The organism is Streptomyces kryoterrae (genome assembly GCF_054072135.1).
In genome coordinates this window covers 9702443-9720765 of sequence record NZ_CM133358.1, presented here as the reverse complement: position 1 = coordinate 9720765, position 18323 = coordinate 9702443, and the positions used below count along the sequence as shown (strand labels likewise).

The 18323-nt window shown below is 72.2% G+C and carries 9 protein-coding genes; 2 read left to right on the top strand and 7 right to left on the bottom strand.

Annotated elements, in window-relative coordinates; genetic code table 11:
- Nucleotides 1-18 precede the first annotated feature (18 nt).
- Both ACW4TU_RS43470 and ACW4TU_RS43465 read right to left on the bottom strand, forming a co-directional pair.
- A complete protein-coding gene (locus tag ACW4TU_RS43470) occupies nucleotides 19-8640 on the bottom strand; it encodes a type I polyketide synthase (protein WP_457422808.1) in 8622 nt (2873 codons plus the stop codon).
- A gap of 64 nt (nucleotides 8641-8704) precedes the next feature.
- A complete protein-coding gene (locus tag ACW4TU_RS43465; RefSeq protein ID WP_457422806.1) occupies nucleotides 8705-9238 on the bottom strand; it encodes an NlmOI in 534 nt (177 codons plus the stop codon).
- A gap of 217 nt (nucleotides 9239-9455) precedes the next feature.
- On the opposite strand from ACW4TU_RS43465, the gene ACW4TU_RS43460 reads away from it, so the two are divergent.
- Both ACW4TU_RS43460 and ACW4TU_RS43455 read left to right on the top strand, forming a co-directional pair.
- Nucleotides 9456-10670: a cytochrome P450 gene (locus tag ACW4TU_RS43460; protein WP_457422804.1), complete on the top strand. Its 1215-nt coding sequence runs from the start codon at nucleotides 9456-9458 to the stop codon at nucleotides 10668-10670.
- Nucleotides 10671-10713: 43 nt separating this feature from the next.
- Entirely contained in the window at nucleotides 10714-11445 is a 732-nt protein-coding gene (locus ACW4TU_RS43455) for an SDR family oxidoreductase (RefSeq protein WP_457422802.1), read from the top strand.
- A 75-nt stretch (nucleotides 11446-11520) separates the two neighbouring features.
- Here ACW4TU_RS43455 and ACW4TU_RS43450 read toward each other — a convergent pair whose 3' ends face one another.
- The 5 genes from ACW4TU_RS43450 to ACW4TU_RS43430 form a co-directional block, all read right to left on the bottom strand.
- Nucleotides 11521-12741 (bottom strand): cytochrome P450, encoded by a 1221-nt coding sequence (locus ACW4TU_RS43450; protein ID WP_457422800.1) that lies wholly within the window; start codon nucleotides 12739-12741, stop codon nucleotides 11521-11523.
- Nucleotides 12742-12823: 82 nt separating this feature from the next.
- Nucleotides 12824-13816, bottom strand: a complete 993-nt coding sequence (locus ACW4TU_RS43445) for a 3-oxoacyl-ACP synthase III family protein (RefSeq protein WP_457422798.1) — start codon at nucleotides 13814-13816, stop codon at nucleotides 12824-12826.
- On the bottom strand, nucleotides 13813-15180 hold the full coding sequence (ccrA, locus tag ACW4TU_RS43440; protein WP_457422796.1) for a crotonyl-CoA carboxylase/reductase: 1368 nt from the start codon (nucleotides 15178-15180) through the stop codon (nucleotides 13813-13815). The genes ACW4TU_RS43445 and ccrA overlap by 4 nt, the downstream gene beginning before the upstream one ends.
- Before the next feature lie 122 nt (nucleotides 15181-15302).
- Nucleotides 15303-15512, bottom strand: a complete 210-nt coding sequence (locus ACW4TU_RS43435; RefSeq protein WP_164322927.1) for a DUF5988 family protein — start codon at nucleotides 15510-15512, stop codon at nucleotides 15303-15305.
- Between the two features lie 107 nt (nucleotides 15513-15619).
- Nucleotides 15620-18313 carry a helix-turn-helix transcriptional regulator gene (locus tag ACW4TU_RS43430; RefSeq protein WP_457422794.1) on the bottom strand — a complete coding sequence of 898 codons (2694 nt, stop codon included), beginning with the start codon at nucleotides 18311-18313 and terminating at the stop codon, nucleotides 15620-15622.
- Nucleotides 18314-18323: the final 10 nt, after the last annotated feature.

Here is an 18323-nt window from a genome sequence, read left to right as displayed (position 1 = left end):
TGTTTCAGCCATGCCCCGTCACTCCCCGCGCTCTTGCCGGCCGGTGCCGAATTCCTGGTCGATGAAGGAGAGGACCTCGTCGACGCTCGCCGTCCGGAGCGCCGCGCGTACGCCGTCGCTCCGGGCGGGTTCTCCACCGGCGGTCGCGCCCGCCGGCGAATGGACGGTGAGGTTCGCGGCCGAGGCGGCGTACCGCTCCTCGCACCGGGCGAGCAGGGCCCGCAGCCGCTCCGCCGTACGGTCCAGATCCGACCGCCCGGCGGTCGTGCTCGACACCAGCTCCTCCAGGCGGCCGATCTCCTCGTCGAGGGTCCTGGGCGTGGGTACGTCCGGTGGGCCGATCCGGGTGCGCAGGTAGCGGGCGACCGCCAGCGGGGTGGGCTGGTTGAACAGCAGCCCGGCCGGCATGCGCACTCCGCCCGCCGTGCTCAGCCGGTTGCGCAGCTCGACGGCCATCAGTGAGTCGAACCCCAGTTCCTTGAAGGTGCGGGCCGGTTCGACCCGTCTGCCGTCGCGGTGCCCCAGCACGGCGGACGCGTGGGCGCGGACCTGTTCGAGCAGCAGGTCCTCCTGCTCCTGGGCGGTCCGTCCGGTGAGAAGCTGGTCGAGTGTGCTTTCCCCGGCGACGGAATCGCCGGTTCTCGTCGTCTCGGTACGGGTCGCGGCGGATTCCCGCCAGGCGGAGCCGGCCAGTTCGCGGTGGAGCGAGGAGGCCCGGCCCTCGTGTGCCGCGCGGCGCACGACCGGCAGGTTCAGCGCGAGTGGCAGCCGCAGCGCGGGCCCCGGCCGTCGCAGGGCGGTGTCGAAGAGCGCCAGGCCGTGTTCCGCGTCGAGGGGCAGCAGCCCGGTGTCCCGCATCCGGCGCAGGTCGGTCCCCGCGAGCCCGGCGGTCATGCCGCCGGTCGGGGCCCAGGGACCCCAGGCGAGCGACAGGGCGGGCAGCCCCCGGACTCTGCGCAGCTGGGCCAGCGCGTCGAGGAAGGTGTTGGCTGCCGCGTAACCGCCCTGCCCCGCAGCCCCGTTGACACCGGAGACGGAGGAGAACAGGACGAAGGCGGACAGGTCTGCGGTGGCGGTCAGTTCGTGCAGGTTCCAGGCTGCGTCGATCTTGGGCCGCAGCACCAGGTCGAGGTCGTCCGCAGCGATGGCTTCGACCACCGCGTCCCGGACGACACCGGCGGTGTGGACGACCGCCGTCAGCGGATGCTCCGGGGGAACGTCCGCGAGCACGGCGGCCAGCGCCTCCCGGTCCGCCACGTCGCAGGCGGCGACGGTGACCCGTACCCCCGGATCCGTTGTGAGCCCGGCGAGCGTTTCCCGGGCCTCCGGGGCGTCGAGGCCACGGCGGCTGACCAGCAGCAGGTGCCTCACTCCGTGCCGGGCGACGAGATGCCCCGCGACCAGTCGCCCGAGGGCACCGGTGCCACCGGTGACCAGCACCGTGCCGTCGGGGTCGAAGGCCCGCTCGTGACCTGCGCCGCCACTCCCCCCGGGCCCCCGACGGGCGGCCGACGGTTCCGGGCGTACGAGGCGCGGCGCGTGCAGCCGGCCGTCCCGCACGGCGAGTTGGGGCTCACCGCAGGCCGGCACGGCGGGCAGAGCGGCTGCCGACGCCGGCTTGTCGTCCAGGTCGACGAGCAGGAAGCGGCCGGGATGTTCGGTCTGCGCGGAGCGGAACAGCCCCCAGACAGGCGCCTGTTCGGGGTCGCAGGAATCTTCGCCGATCGCGATCGCCCTTCGGGTGACGACGATCAGCCTCGTGTCGGCGAGCCGGTCCTCGGCGAGCCAGGTCCCGGCCAGGTCGACGGCCCGGTGTGCGGCGCGGCGCGCGGCGGCTGCGACGTCCTTCGCCTCGTCCGCCGTCCGCACGGCTTCCGGGTCCGTGTCACAGCCGAACACGACCACGTCGGGTGGGGTGCCGTCGGTGAGCAGCGAGGCCAGGTCCTGGTGGCGTTCGGCGTCGGGCAGGGCCGCAGCGGGCACGAGTGCCGAGTCGCCGAGTACCGCCCAGCGCAGGCCGGGTGCGGAGAACGCCGGTTCCACGGGCCGCCAGGCCAGTTCGAAGGGGGCGTCCCCCTCGTGCGAACCCCGTGCGGTCACGCCGGTGGGCAACGGCAGTGGCCGTGGGGTGAGTGCTCCGAGGGTCGCCACGGGACGTCCCGCGGAGTCGGTGATCCGGACACTGACTGTGTCGCCGTCGCCGGGGGCGATCCGGGCCCGCAGCGGGCCGCCGGCCGCGGGACCGGACACGATGACGCGGTCGTACTGGACCGCGAGCCAGGTCTCGGCGGCGTCCGGCCGAGCGAGCCGGAGGGCGTGCAGCACGCTCTCCAGCAGTCCCGGGTGCAGAGCGAAGTCGCCGGGTTCGGTGCCGTCCGCCTCGGGCGGCGCGAGTTCGGCCCAGATCTCGCCGCCGCGCCGCCACACCCCACGCGGCGCGCCGAACGCGGGCCCGTACGCGACGGCCCGGTCGTGATGCCCGATGGTCGGCCGGTCCTCGACCGGTTCGGCGTCCGTCGGCGGCCAGGGCTGCTCCGACCCGCCGGTGGCCACAGTCGCCGGCGGGGCGGGTGCGAGTATGCCCTCGGCGTGCCGGGTCCACGCGACGTCACTGCCCTCGGGCCGGGTGTGTACGGACACCGGGCGGCGGCCGTCGGCACCGAGCCCGACCATGACCTGTGTCTCGACCGCTCCCGTCACCGGCATCACGAGCGGTACGACAGGCCGTAGTTCGAGCACCTGTCCGGCTCCGGTCTCCCGCGCCGCCGTGACCGCCAGGTCCAGCAGGACGGCGTCCGGCACGAGTGCGGTGCCGTGCACGGTGCGGTCGGCGAGCCAGGGGTGGGTGGTCGCGGAGATCCGGCCGCTGAGGAGGGTGTGCCCGGTGTCGGCGAGGGTGACGGCGGAGGTGAGCACCGGGTGGGCGAGCACGGTCGTGCCGGGCGCCGCGGTGGGGCGTGTCGCGCCGGGGGCGATCCAGTAGCGGCGGCGCTGGAAGGCGTACGTGGGCAGGATGTCGGGAGGCGCGCACGGGTGTGCGGCGAACACCGAGTCCCAGTCGGGGGTGTGACCGGTGAGGTGCAGCCGGGCCGGCACGGCGGCGGCACTCGCCGTCTCGGGGTGGTCCCGGCGCAGCACCGGCAGGATCAGTGGTGGGGTCCGGGTCGGTTCGCCCTCCGCTTCGGCGAGGGACTCCAGGGATTCCTGGACCGTCGCGGACAGCACTCCGTCGGGTCCCAGCTCCACGTACCGGGTCACGCCCAGGGCGCGCAGTCGGCGTACGCCGTCGTGGAAGCGGACGGTGTGGCGGACATGGCGCACCCAGTGGCCCGGCGAGCGGAGGTCGTCGCCGGTCGCCGCCTCTCCGGTGAGGTCGCTGATCACGGAGAGGGCCGATGGGTGGTAGGCGACAGAACGGGCGACCTCCTCGAACTCGGCGAGCATCGCGTCCATGTGGGGCGAGTGGAAGGCGTGGGAGACCCGGAGTTGTCGGGTCCGGCGACCCCGGTCCGCCCAGGCGCGTGCCATCTCGCGCACCGCGTCGGCGTCCCCGGAGACCACCACCGCCGAAGGCCCGTTGACGGCGGCGAGCGCGACCTCGTGCTCGCGTCCGGCGAGGCCGGGCAGGATCTCCTCCTCGGTGGCCTCGACGGCCGCCATGGCACCGGTCGCGGGTAGCGCCTGCATCAGCCGGCCGCGTGCGGCGACGAGCGCGCAGGCGTCGGGCAGCGACAGGACACCGGCCGCGTGGGCTGCCGCGAGCCCGCCGACGGAGTGCCCCAGCAGGTGGTCGGGGACGATCCCCCAGTGCTCCAGCATCCGGAACAGGGCCACTTCGAGGGCGAACAGGGCGGGTTGGGCGTATTCGGTGCGGTCGAGCAGTCCTGAGTCGTCGGCCAGGAGTTTCAGCAGGGGGTGTGCCAGGTGCTCGTCGAGGTGTACGGCGATGTCGTCCAGGGCACTGCGGAAGGCGGGCTGGGCGGCGTACAACTCCAGTCCCATGCGGGGCCGTTGGCTGCCCTGGCCGGTGAAGAGGAACGCGGTGCGCCCCGTTCGGGCGAGGCCCCGGAACGCCGTGGGTGTCCCGGGGCCAGCGCCCAGGGCACCGAGGCCGGCCAGCGCCTCGTCCCGGTCGGCGGCCAGCACGGCGGCCCGGTGCGGCAGCGCGCTGCGGGTGACGGCCAGCGTGCGGCCGATCCCGGCGAGCACGGCGTGTTCCGGGCTCGCGGCCAGCCGGTCGCGCAGCCGGCGCGCCTGGGCCGACAGCGCTTCCCCGGTCGCGGCCGAGAGGACCAGTGGTACCGGCAGGGCGGGCGTCGCGTCGGCATCGACGGGCACCGCTGGAGTCAACTCCGCGCCCTTGGGCGCCTGTTCGAGGATCACGTGGGCGTTGGTGCCGCTGATCCCGAAGGACGACACACCCGCCCTACGCGGACGCCCCGTCTCCGGCCACGCCCGTTCCCGCGTCAGCAGTTCCACCGCACCGGCCGACCAGTCCACATGCGGCGACGGTTCGTCCACGTGCAGGGTCCTGGGCAGCACTCCGTGCCGCATCGCCAGCACCGTCTTGACGACGCCCGCCACGCCGGCCGCCGCCTGGGCATGGCCGATGTTGGACTTCAACGACCCCAGGTACAGGGGCTGTTCGCGATCCTGCCCGTACGTCGCCAGCAGTGCCCGCGCCTCGATCGGATCCCCCAGCCGGGTCCCCGTGCCGTGCGCCTCCACCGCGTCGACGTCGGCGGCCGTCAGTCCCGCGCTCGCCAACGCCGCCCGGATCACCCGCTGCTGCGCCAGCCCGTTGGGCGCCGTCAGGCCGTTCGACGCGCCGTCCTGGTTCACCGCCGAACCCCGCACCACGGCCAGCACCCGATGGCCGTTCCTGCGCGCGTCCGACAGCCGCTCCACCACCAGGACGCCCACGCCCTCGGACCAGCCCGTGCCGTCGGCGTCGGCGGCGAACGCCCTGCACCGGCCGTCGGCGGACAGTCCGTCCTGCCGGGAGAACTCGCTGAACAGACCGGGCGTCGCCATGACCGCCACGCCCGCGGCGAGCGCCAGCGTGCACTCCCCGCGCCGCAGCGACTCGGTGGCGAGGTGGAGGGCGACCAGGGAGGAGGAGCAGGCGGTGTCCACGGTGACGGCCGGTCCTTCGCAGCCGAAGACGTAGGAGAGGCGCCCGGAGAGGACTCCGGCGGTGTTCCCGGTGAGCAGGTGTCCGCGCAGTTCCTCGGGGGCCTCGTGCATACGGGGGCCGTACTCCTGCGACATGGCGCCGACGTAGACGCCCGTGCGGGTGCCGCGCAGCGCGGAGGGGGCGACGCCGGCCCGTTCCACGGCCTCCCACGCTGTCTCCAGAAGGAGCCGCTGCTGGGGGTCCATCGCCAGTGCCTCGCGCGGTGCGATGCCGAAGAGATCCGCGTCGAAGTCGGCGGCCCCGGCGAGGAAGCCGCCAGGATGGCCCCCTTCGTCCCAGCCCCGGTCGGCCGGCGCCGCGGAGATCGCGTCGGTCCCGTCGAGGACGGCCTGCCACAGCTCCTCCGGGGTGTCGATGCCTCCGGGCAGGCGGCACGCCATGCCGACGATCGCGATCGACTCGTCGACGGCGGCCCGGCCGGTCACGTCCCCGGCCGGGGGCACGGACTCGGAGGCGGGCCCCGCGCTCAGATGGCGGGCCAGGTCGGTGGGCGTGGGGTGTTCGAACAGCAGGGTGGTGGGCAGCCGTCTGCCGGTCGCCATGCTCAGCCGGTTGCGCAGTTCGAGGGCGAGGTGCGAGTCGACGCCGAGATCCTTGAAGGTCAGCCCGGGTGCGACGGCGGCCGGGTCCTGGTGGCCGAGCACCACGGCCGCCTCGGCCCGTACGAGGTCCAGCAGTTCGGCCCGCGTGGCGGTGGCGGACGGCACCGGCCGTGCCGCTTCCGCCGGGGTCTCGGACGGCACGGTGGGCAGGGTGCGGGCGAGGTGCCTCGTCCCGCTCCCGGTGACCGGGGCCAGCCAGTGGCGCAGCCGCTGGAAGGGGTAGGTGGGCAACTCGGCGCGGGAGACGGGGTGGTGGCCGGCGCAGGCGGCTGTCCAGTCGACCTCGGTGCCGTGGACGAACGCCTGCGCCAGGGCGGTCGCGAGCTGGGCGGGGCCGCCGTGGTTGCGGCGCAGGGTCGGCACCACCGCCGGTGCGGTGCCCGCCAGTTCGGCCGCGGCGGCGAGGGCGGCGGTGAGGACGGGGTGCGGACTGATCTCGATGAAGACGCGGTGCCCGGCCTGTGCCAGCGCGGTGACGGCGGGTGCGAAGGCGACCGTCTCCCGGAGGTTGCGGTACCAGTAGGCGCCGTCCAGCACGGGCTCCGTCCCGTCCTGTACGACGGTGGAGTGGAAGGGGACCTGGGCGGGGCCCGGGGTGACGTCGGCGAGGGCGTCGAGGAGTTCCTCGCGGACGGTCTCGACGCCGGAGGAGTGGGAGGCGTAGTCGACGGCGACGCGCCGGGCCCGTACGTCGTCGGCGGCGCACGACGCGAGCAGTTCCTCCAGCGCGTCGGACGGGCCGGCCACCACCACGGCACCGGGGCCGTTGACGACGGCGAGTTCCAGTCGGCCGTCCAGGGCGGACAGCCGGGCCCGGACGCCCGCCTCGGACTCGGGGACGGCCACCATCCCGCCGTGCCCGGAGAGCCGGCGCCCGATCAGTTCGGCCCGGCGTACGGAGATCCGCGCGCCGTCCTCCAGCGAGAGCGCGCCCGCGACACAGGCGGCGGCGACCTCGCCCTGCGAGTGGCCGACGACTGCCGCGGGCTGTACCCCGTGCGCACGCCACACTTCGGCGAGGCTGACCATGACGGCCCACAGCACGGGCTGGAGCACCTCGACCCGGTCGAGGTACGGTGCGCCGGGGACCTGCCGCACGACGTCGGTCGGCGACCAGTCGACACAGGTCGCCAGGGCCCGTTCGCACGCGGCCCAGCGGGTGGCGAACGCCGGTTGCGCGTCGAGGAGTTCACTCGCCATGCCCGCCCACTGGGAGCCCTGGCCGGGGAACACGAAGACGGGGCCGGGTCCGGCGGGGGACGCGTCGGGGGCCGGGGCGGTGACGACGTCGGGGGTGGACTCGCCCCGGGCGAGCGCCGACAGGGCCCGCAGCCGGGCGGGGTGGTCGTTGCCGAGGACGACCGCGCGATGGGGGAAGACGGTCCGTGTGGACAACAGGGCGTGTCCGACGTCGGCCGGGGAGGCGTCGAGGTCGGCCTCGAGCAGCGACCGCGCCCGGTCGGCCAGGGCCTGCGGGGTACGGGCGGACAGCACCCAGGGGACGCAGCCGGGCTCCGGTGCCCCGGCCGTGGGCCCGTCGTCGTCGGTGGTCTCCTCCGTCGGGTCCGCTTCCCAGGACGACAGCACGACATGGCAGTTGGTGCCGCCGAGGCCGAAGGCGCTGACGCCCGCGACCCGGGGTCCGGGGCCGGCCGGCCAGGGCTCCGCGGTGCGCTGGACGGTCAACCCGAGGTCGGCCAGCGGGATGCGGGGGTTGGGGGTCTCATGGTGGAGGGTGGGCACCAGTCGCGCGTCACGCAGGCACAGTGCGGTCTTGATGAGACCGGCGATGCCGGCGGCGCCTTCCAGGTGACCGATGTTGGTCTTGACCGAGCCGACCCGCAGGGGCTGCCCCGTGGGGCGGGCCGTCCCCAGGGCGGCGCCGAGCGCGGCGGCCTCGACCGGGTCGCCCTCGGGTGTGCCGGTGCCGTGCAGCTCGACGTACTGGACTTCGGCCGGGTCCGTGTCCGCCCGGGCGCACGCGAGGAGAACGGCCTCCGCCTGCGCCTCGGGGTCGGGGGTGGTGAGGCCGTTGCCGCCGCCGTCGTTGTTGACCGCGCTGCCCCGGATCAGACAGTGGACACGGTCCCCGTCGGCGAGGGCCGCCGCCAACGGTTTCAGGACGACCAGACCACCGCCCTCACCCCGTACGTAGCCGTTGGCGCGAGCGTCGAAGGTGTGGCAGCGGCCGTCCGGGGAGAGCGCGCCGAGCCGGGCCACGGCGAGGGTGCTGTCGGGGGACAGCACCAGGTTGACACCGCCGGCGAGCGCCACCGTGCATTCGCCCCTGCGCAGGCTCTCGACGGCCAGATGGACCGCGACCAGCGAGGAGGACTGGCCGGTGTCGACCGTGAGGCTCGGGCCGCGCAGTCCCAGGGTGTACGAGACACGGTTGGCGAGCAGCGAGCGCTGCACTCCGGTGAAGGTGTGGGGGGTGACACCGTCGGGGCCGTGCTCCTGGACGAGCCGCGCCCAGTCGTCGGCGAGCGCGCCGACGAAGACACCGGTGCGGCTGCCACCGAGCGTGGCGGGGACGGTGCCGGCGTGTTCCAGTGCCTCCCAGCCGAGTTCGAGGAGCAGCCGCTGCTGCGGGTCCATGGCGGCGGCCTCGCGCGGGGAGACCCCGAAGAACGCGGCGTCGAACCGGTCCACGTCACTCAGGAAGCCGCCCCTGGCGGGGACCCCCGGCAGATCCGGAACGACGCCACGGCGTTCGTCCGGCACCTCGGCCACGGCGTCCCCGCCGCGGGCGAGCAGCGCGGCGAACTCCGCCGGACTGCCCGCGCCCGGCAGCCGGCACGCCATACCGACGACGGCGATCGGCTCGGACTCAGCCGGCATCCGCTTCCCTCCACCTGGTCGACAACGTACGGGGACGGACGGGAAGGCCCGTGCCGTCGGCTGTTCAGATCCGGTAGCAGTGCATGCGGTCCCCGGCGATCAGGTCGTCGCCCACGGCGATGAAGCCGTGCTTCACGAAGTGGTCGGCGTCGACCACCGTGAAGTCGTCCACGAAGGAGTGGCGCCCGCCGAAGACGGCACTCTCGCCGGAGATGCGGAAGTGGCCGTCGGAAGTCCAGCCGGGACTGGTGAACGTGCCGTGGTGGCCCCAGTCGTCGTAGTAGAAGCAGGCGAAGGAGGCGTCCACCGCACTCCAGCCGATCAGCCAGGTGGCGACGATGCCGGGCACCGGGACGTGCTGGGTCATCTCGTAGAACCGGCCGTCGGCCACCGGACGCGTGGAGAATTTCGCCTCGCCCGTGGTGACCTTCTCCGTCGTCAGGTTCGTGTATTCGACGCGGAAGTCACCGAGCAGGAAGTCGAGCTGTCGCATTTCCCCGGCCACTTCACCCTGCGTCGGAAAGACGACTTCGCCGCTGTCGGCGGGAACGGAGTCCCGCAATTCCTCGTCCGAGGACTGTATGGGCTGCGCACTCATGGCCAACTCCGGAAGATGGGGACACCGTTCCTTGCCGAAGCGAAGTTATGGAACGGGAACGGCCGCGCACAAGCCCGTACGGACCGGTTAGGGGTGCCTGTGAATTGTTCGGGGGCGGTGGGGCCCGGCTAGGGGTGTTTCACTGTACGGAAGCGCCATTAGGCTCCCGCCGACGGGACCGGCGCACCGTCCGGATCCCTCCAGAAGGAGCGAGACGATGACGACCGAACAGCAGTCACCGATACCTGGGACACAGGACGACTTTCCGTCCCTGCTCGCCTGGCTGACGAAGCACCGGCAGGAAAGTCCGGTGCTTCCCGACGCTTTTCCGGGCCTGTGGCACGTTTTCCGTCACGCCGATGTCTCCCGGGTGCTGTCGGACACGGCGACCTATTCGAACGACATGTCGGCCGTCATCCCGACACATCCGGACACCGCGTGGATGGCGAAGGGGAACGTGGTCGGAATGGACCCCCCGATGCACCGCAGGCTGCGGTCGCTCGTCAGCAAGGCGTTCACCCCCCGGCTCGTGGCCGGACTCGAGCCGCGCATCACCGAACTGGCCGCAGGGCTTCTCGACGAGGTGGCGGGGCGCGACCGGTTCGACCTGGTGGAGGCCGTCACCCACCCCCTGCCGGTGTTCGTGATCGCGGAGCTCCTCGGGATCCCGGTGTCGGACCGGCCGCTGTTCGAGAAGTGGGCGCTGGCCTTCATCTCGGCCAACGGCGGCGGCGAGAGCGCCCTGCCGAGCGAGGAGAACGTGCTCGCCTTCGTGGAGACCGCCCGGGAGATGCGGGCCTACATGCTGGAGTACGTCGGCCGCCGTCGCGCCGAGCCGCAGGACGACCTGATCAGCCAGCTGGCGACCGCGCACACCGAGGACGGGCAGCTCGACGACGACGAGATCATCGGCTTCGCGGGCACCCTGCTGATGGCCGGTCACATCACCACCACGGCGGTACTGGGCAGCACGGTGCTGTGCCTGGACGAGAACCCCTCCGCCCTGGCCGAGATACGGCGGAACCGCTCGCTGGTGCCCGCCGCGATCGAGGAGGCGGTGCGGCTGCGCCCCGCCTTCTCGCGGCTGGTGCGGATGACGACCCGGGAGTCGGAGCTGGGCGGCGAGAAGATCCCCGCCGGCCAGGTGCTCACGCTGTGGACGGTGTCGGCCAACCGGGACCCCGAACGGTTCGAGGCCCCGGACACCTTCGATCTGCACCGGGACCAGGGCCGCCACCTCGGCTTCGGCCAGGGGCTGCACTTCTGCATGGGGGCCCCGCTGGCCCGCCTTGAGGCACGGATCGTACTCGACCTGCTGCTGGACCGGTTCCCGGAGCTGCGGGTGGCCGCGGGGGACGACGCGGTGGCGTACCACCACCCGAAGAACGTGGTCGGCCCGCACCGCCTGACCGTCGAGGTGGCCACGGCCTGATGCCGCCCGGCCGTGGAACACGTACAGAACACGGAGGAGACGTATGAATACGGCACTCGAAGGCAACCGCGTCGTCGTGGTCGGCGGCACGAAGGGGATCGGTCTGGGGGTGGCCGAGGCCGCCGCGGCGGCGGGAGCATCGGTGGTGGTCGCCTCAAGCCGCCGGGCCAGCGTGGACAAGGCACTGACCGCCCTCCCCACCGGTTGTGAGGGCCACACCGTCGACGTCACGGACGAGAAGGACGTCGCCCGGTTCTTCGAGGACGTCGGCGCCTTCGACCACCTGGTCTTCACCGCCGGGGACAGTGTGATGCTCCAGGCGCTGAAGGACGTGGACATCGCGTCGGCGCACCAGTTCTTCGCCGTACGGTTCTGGGGCGCGCTGGCCACCGCCAAGCACGGCTTCCCGCACATCCGTGCGGGCGGCTCCATGGTGTTCACCACCGGCACCAGCGGCCGGCGCCCCTATATCCCGGTCGGCACCGCCGTAGGGGGTCCGCTGTACGCGGGGATCGAGGCGATGACCCGGTCACTGGCACTGGAGCTGGCGCCGATCCGCGTCAACACGGTGGCCGCCGGCGTGGTCAGGACACCGCTGACGACGGAGGCCGACCCCGAGGCGGCGGAGCGGTTCTTCGCCGAGCACGGGCCGAGGCTGCCGGTCGGGCGCGTGGCCGACCCCTCCGACGTCGCCAAGGCGTACGTCTATCTGATGTCCGACGGCTTCTGCACCGGTCATGTCCTGGTGTCGGACGGCGGTCAGCTGCTCATCTGACCGCCGTCCGGCTCCCAGCCGAAAGCGGTCGCCGCCCCCGGGAAGGGGCGGCGACCGCTTTCACTGTGCCCTGCCTCACCACGAGACCGGCAGCCGCTGCACCTCCGGGTGCCAGCCCGGCCTGTCGTACACCTCGTCCATCGGTGCGTCCAGCCGCAGGCCCGGCAGCCGCCGGAAGAGAGTGCCGTACGCGATTTCGAGGCCTACCCGGGTCAGATTGGCGCCCAGGCAGTGGTGAACGCCGGAACCGAAGGCGAGGTGTCCGCGGGCCGCGCGGCGCACGTCCAGTCGCTCGGGATCCGGGAACTCCGCCGGATCGTGGTTGGCGCCGCCGTTGGTGACGACGACGCCCTCACCCTTGCGGATCAGCCGCCCGCCCACCTCGACGTCCTCCAGGGCGACGCGCGGCATCAGGTCGAGCGGGCTGACCATGCGCATCATCTCGTCGACGGTGCCCGGCAGACTCCCGGGGTCGTCCCGGACCACGGCCACCTGGTCGGGCCGCTCCAGCAGCAGCGCCACCCCTACGGTCAGCATGGCCTGGACCGGCGTCTGGCCCGCGATGAAGATCAGGAAGCAGAGGTTGGCGAGTTCGGTCCTGCTGAGGCTGCCCGTGGTGACGTGCTGGGCGATCACCCGGCTCATCGGGTCGTCGCCCGGGTTCTCCTCCTTCGCCTCGATGAACCTCAGGAAGTACTCCTGCAGCGCCATCATGCGCAGGCTCACCTCGGCGGCCACCTGTTCGGTGTCGAGCACCGACTGGGCCTTCTCCCGGACTTCACGGTTGTCCGCGAGCCAGGTCTGCATATCGGTGTATTCCATGCCCAGGGCCCAGCAGGTGATGGTGCCCGAGAACGGTCCGGCGAACTTCTCGACCAGGTCCGCCGAATTACCCTCCGCGACCATGGCGTCGATCAGTTCGTCGGCCTTCAGCTGCATCTCCGCCCGCAGGTCCTCCGCCCGGCGCAGGGTGAATTCCCGGATGACCGCCTTGCGCTGCACGGTGTGCTGCGGCGGGTCCATCGTGAAGAGCATGGGGAATGCCCGGGAGCCCTCGAAGGCCTCGGCGTATATGGGATATCCGGGATTGGTGATGTCTGAGCTGAAGCGTTCGTCGCCGAGAATGGCGCGCACCTGCTCGTAGCGGGTGACGAGCCAGACCCGCGTGCCGTTGTAGAGCCGTCCGGGAGTGGGTTCTTCGGAGGCCCGGAAGGCCGCGTACTCCTCGGGCGGCGTGTACGGACACTTTCTCATGAGGGGAAAGGCGATTTCTTCACGCTCGGGTGCTTCGGTCACGGCATGCGCTCCTTGAATGGTGAATCGCTGAGAAAGGCTCGCTGGCGGGAAGGCGAGGACAGCAGGGACACCGGCCGGGAATTCAGGCCTGCCAGCGCAGCAGACAGAGCCCCGCCGCCATTCCGGCGCCGAAGCCGGCGAGCAGCAGCAGTTCGCCGTCACCCAGCAGCTGGGCGCGGGACGCCTCGTCGAGCGCGACGGGGACGGAAGCGGCGCCCATGTTCCCGTACTTGACGAGCGGGGTGTGGGTGCGGGCGCCGGTGAGGCCGCAGCGTTCGACCAGTTCTCCGAGGAGGACTCCGTTGGCCTGGTGCGGCACGAAGTGCGCCACCTCGTCGAGGGTCGTACCCGTGCGCTCCAGCAGGGGCGTGATCATCGGGGGGACGTTCGCCATGACGAAGTCCGCGACACCGCGTCCGATCATCCGCAGATAGTGCCCGCCGCCCGCGACGGTCTCGGCGGAGGCCGGGACACGGCTGCCGCCGCCCTCGATCCAGATCAGCTCATGGACGTCGCCCCGGCCGACGAGTTCGACGTCGAGGATGCCGTACGGCTCGGGCACGGCGCCCACCACGGCGGCGCCGGCGGCGTCGCCGAGGAGGACGGCGGTGCCCCGGTCGCCGTAGTCGAGGAACCGTGAGTACAGGTCGGCGCCGATGACCAGGGCGAGGGAGCCGGGGCGCTGGGCGACCAGGGCGCGGGCGATGTCGAGGGCGTAGACGAAGCCGGCGCAGGCGATGTTGATGTCGAAGCAGGCCGCGCGATGGGCGCCGAGCGCGCTCTGCACCAGGGAGGAGGTGGGCGGCAGGGGTGCGTCACCGGTGGAGGTGGCGACGATGAGGTGGTCGATACGGTCGGCCGTGACGCCGGCGTCGTCGAGGGCGGCGGTGGCGGCGTGCCGGGCCAGGTCGGAGGTGGCCTCGTCCGGTGCGGCGTACCGGCGTCCGGTGATCAGTGTGCGGCGGCCGATCCACTCGGCGGTGATGTCGGGGACGCGGCGGGCGATCTCCTCGTTGGTGATCTCCTCCTTGGGGAGATAGGAGCCGGTGCCGAGGATGCCTATATGGGTCGTCATCGCGTCACCGCCAGGGCGCCGGGCACGTCGGCGGCGAAGGGCCGCAACGGGTTGAGCCGGTCGGCGCCGATGCGGGACCGCAGTGCGGGGTCGGTGACACCGAGTCCGGGTTCCGGGGCCAGGCAGAGGACGCCGACCTTGCCTATGTGTTCGTTGCGCTGCACCAGCCGGGTGGCCTCGCCGACCTCGTGCAGCGGGAACAGCGACGACAGCGCCGGCATGATGCGGCCCTGGCCGAACAGCCGGGCGCATTCCCACTGTTCGTGGAGGTTGGCCACATGACTGCCGATGACCCGCTTCAGCTTCATCCACAGATAGCGGTTGTCGTACTGGTGCCGGTATCCGGTGCTGGAGCCGCAGGTGATGACCGTGCCGCCGCGGCGGGCCAGGAAGACGGAGAGGCCGAAGGTGGCCTGGCCGACGTGTTCGAAGACGATGTGCGGGTCCTCTCCGGCCTCCCGGCGGATGACCGCGCCCAGCCGTTTGCCGTCGACGATGGCCTGTTCGAAGTCGTCGCCCGCCGACTCACCGATGCCGATCTCCGACCGGTCGATCACGATGTCGCAGCCCAGGGCCCGCAGCGCTGCCGCCTTCTCCGGGGAGCCGACCACGCCGACCGGGATGCCGCCGCCGTTCTTCACGAACTGCACGGCGTACGCGCCGACTCCGCCCGTGGCACCCCAGATCAGCACCACGTCCCCCTGCTTCATCCGGGCGCCCCGGTCCGAGACGAGCATCCGGTACGAGGTGCCGGCGCACGCGGGCACGCACGCGGCCTCCTCCCAGGTGAGGTGGGCGGGCTTGGGGATGAGCTGACTGGCCCGGGCCAGGCAGTAGTGGGCGAGGCCGCCGAAGTTGGTCTCGTAGCCCCAGGCGAGCTGGTGTTCGCCGAGCATGCCGTCGGACTGGGTGATGGCCTCCTGCTCGTCGACGCAGGCGGCGTTGACGAGGACGTGGTCGCCGACGCGCCAGCGCCGGACCGCCGAGCCGACCCGGACGATGACTCCGGCCGCGTCCGAGCCCAGGACGTGGTACGGCTGGTCGTGGCGGGCCGCCCAGTGCCCCTGCTTCCCGTAGGCGGCCAGGAACCTGAAGGTCGACAGGGGTTCGAAGATGGCGGACCAGACGGTGTTGTAGTTGATCGAACTGGCCATGACGGCGATCAGGACCTCGTCGGGGGCAGGCTCCGGCATCGGCACGGGCCCGACGCGCAGTGTCTTGCGTACGTCCTTGTCGACCACGTCCCGGAAGATGTCCACGTCCTCGACCCGCAGATGGGCTGCCGTGAACTCCTCCGGCAGGACCGCACGTTCAAGGTCCTGCGGACTTGCGCCCGCCAGCACCGCATCAGTCACCGAACCCATGACGGCCTTTCCTCGTACGGCTGTTGATGTCGATGACGCTAGGTGAGGCCCTGCCCCCTAACGCCACCCCTCAGAATCGGGGAGGTCCCCTGTCCGGCTGTTCCGTGCGGAGCGCGGGGCGCTCATTCGGCGATGGCGGTCCGGGTCGTCCAGCGGAAGACCGCGACCTGTTCGCCCTCGATCACGGTGAATTCCCCGTCGTGGACGAAGTGCTCGTATCCCGCACCGAATCGGTGCTTGATCTTCTCCGTCAGTGAGGTCGCGAACTGTATGCGTTCCTCCTGCGGAAGGTGCGCCGGGCCGTCACAGAGCAGCGCCTTGTAGTTCTCCATGTCCAGACCTCCGGTAATCGTGGATGCACGAACGAATCTGGCAGGTGCCGCGCACGTGAACCACCCCTATCGGACCCGGAATACCTACGGGCTGGACGAGACAGGGGTCACGCGGATTCGGGAAGTCCCAGCTCTATTCTCAGCGGAAGTTCCTGCCGCGAGGTGATGTCGAGTTTCTTGTAGACCCGGGTGAGATGCTGCTCGACCGTACTGACGGTAATGAAGAGTTCAGCCGAAATTTCCCGGTTCGTCAGACCCTGGGCCGCCAGTACTGCCACGCGGCGTTCCGACTCGCTGAGTTTCGCCGCCGGGTCCGGCCTGTGCAGGACGCCGCGCACGGACCTCCTGGGTGGCCTGCCGCCGAGCTCCAGGGACACGATCCGCTCGTGCAGCGGGCCGGCCCCGCACTCGTCCGCGAGTTGTCGGGCCTTGCGCAGTGTGAGGTCGGCGCGGGCCGACTGACCGAGGTCCTGGTAGGCCTCGGCGAGGTCGGCGAGGACCCTGGCCAGCTCCCAGGTGTTGCCCGACACCTGGAGCTGCTCGGCGGACCTGGTGAGCAGCCCCGGCCGCTCGTGGGGCTCGGCGAGCTGCGCGCGCACCCGCAGCCACGACCCGGAGTCCGAGACCCGGTCGGTGTCGGCACGGTACGCGGTGAGCAGCTGTTCCGCCTCGTGGTGGTTGCCGAGCCGCAGCCAGGCCTCCGCCGCGTCGATCTGCCAGGGCGGGCACGCACCGGAGGGCAGGTCCCAGCGTTCGGCGCGGCGGCCCACCGTCAGGAAGTCCGACAGGGCCAGGTGCGGCCGGCCGACGGTGAGCAGGAGGTGACCGCGGGCCCTGAGGTAGGCCAGCCCGTGGACCGAGTGGAGGAAGGACTCGGGGAGCGGCCGGCCCAGCAGCCGGGCTGCCTCCTCGTACCGCCCGGTCGCGGTGCACACGGTCACGAGGATGGTGAGCGGTCCCCCGCACAGCCAGTAGGCCGGCACCTCCCCGCCCAGCTCGACGGCCTCCTGGGCCAAGGCCTCCGCATCCGTCAGACTGCCCAGCGCGAGCGCGATCTCGGCCCGCAGCGCGGTCAGCAGTTGGCGCCATCCCTCGACGCCACGCTCGGCGGCCTGACGTGCGAAGTGGGCGCACCACTCGTCCGCCAGGTCGGGCCGGCCCATGGTCATCAGGTTCCGCAGCTCAGGCATGACCAGCGCGATGGTGGTGTCGCCGAGCCGCAACGACCTGAGCTGGTCGTCGATCTCCCGCACATCGCGTATCCCCACGCGAAACAGACCGAGGCAGAAGTCGAACCCGGGGGCGCCGGAACGCGCCGCGGCACCGCCGCCGTCCGCCTCGCCCGGTACGGCACCCTCGGCCGGCATCCAGGCGGCCGCCGTACCCGCGGTGTCGCAGAGAAGCCAGTGCCAGTCCTCGTAGAACGGGCCGGAATGCGGCCCGCCGACCGGGGCGTCCGCGGGCCGGGCCTGGGCGTGGAGCAGCGCCATGCCCTCTTCCAGCCGACCGCAGCCGAGCAGCAGCCGTGCTTTCAGCACGGTCCACGCCTCGCAGTGTTCGGCCCCGCACACGCACTCCGTCCGGGCCATCTGTTCCAGATAGTGTTGTTCGGCACGCCAGGGGTCGGTCCGCATCATCACGACTGAGCGCCTGAGCACCAGGCGGGCCCGTTCCCAGCAGTCGGCCGAGGCCTCGTGGGCGAGTGCGAGGCAGGCGTCGGCGAACTGCGCGTCGTCGATGTCCAGCGCCTCGTCCGCGGCCCGTTGGAGGGTGGCCGTCTGCCAGGGCTCGGTCACCCCGCCGAACTCCAGCAGATAGCGGGCTGTCGCGCGGGCGCCGGACCCGCGCTCGCGCAGGAACTCCGCCACGCGGAGCAGAATCTCGTCGCGCCGCCCGAATTCCGGGTGTTCCAGGACCGTCGACTCGATCACCGGGTGGCGCAGCCGCCAGGACTCGACGAGACCGGCCGCTTGCAGCAGGTACTTCCCTCGGGTGACCTCCGCGGGGTCGAGGCGCAGCACGGCGGCCAGGCTCTCGGGGCTGGAGAATTCGCGCAGCGCGGCCATGCCGACGGCCACGGAGGTCGCCAGTGGCCCGCTGGCCCGCACGCAGTCCAGGGACGCCTGGGCGAACAGGCCGCCCGGGCACGGCCAGGAGTCCGGCCGCGCGATGCGGCCGTGCATGCCCATCTCCTCGGCCAGGGCCCGTACGAGCAGCGGGTTGCCGCCGCTCGCCGTGTGCAGTTCCTCCGCCTGGTCGGAGGGCGGCCCGCCGTTCAGCTCCTCCCACAGCGCGATGGTCTGCGCGCGCTCCAGCGGACGCAGCCTGATCCGATGGAGGTTGGTCTGGCGCAGCAGGTCGCAGTGGATGCCCAGGCCGCTGGAGCCGCCGAACGGCAGCAGGGTGAAGACCAGCATGACGCGGCTGTTGCGCAGCCGGCGCCGGGTGGCTTCCAGGAGCCAACGCCATGTCGGCTCCTCATCACCCTGCGGGTCGTCCACGCAGACGACCACGGGGGACCGCGCGGCCAGTGCGGCGAGCCGGTCGCTGGACTCCTGGAAGCCCGCAGAGGACCTGCCGGACATGTCGTCGGCCCAGGATCCGAGGGGGCGACCGGCGTCACGGGGGCTGAGAACGATCGCCCCCGATTCTGTGGCGTACTGCGCGAAGCCCTCCATGAGGTCGCTCTTCCCGCAGCCCGCCCCACCTTCCAGCATCACGGTCATCGCTCGACCGCGCACACACTCGCCGAGCAGTGACTCCAGGTGGCGCAGTTTCTCGTCCTGACCGGAAAGCAACATATCTGTAACC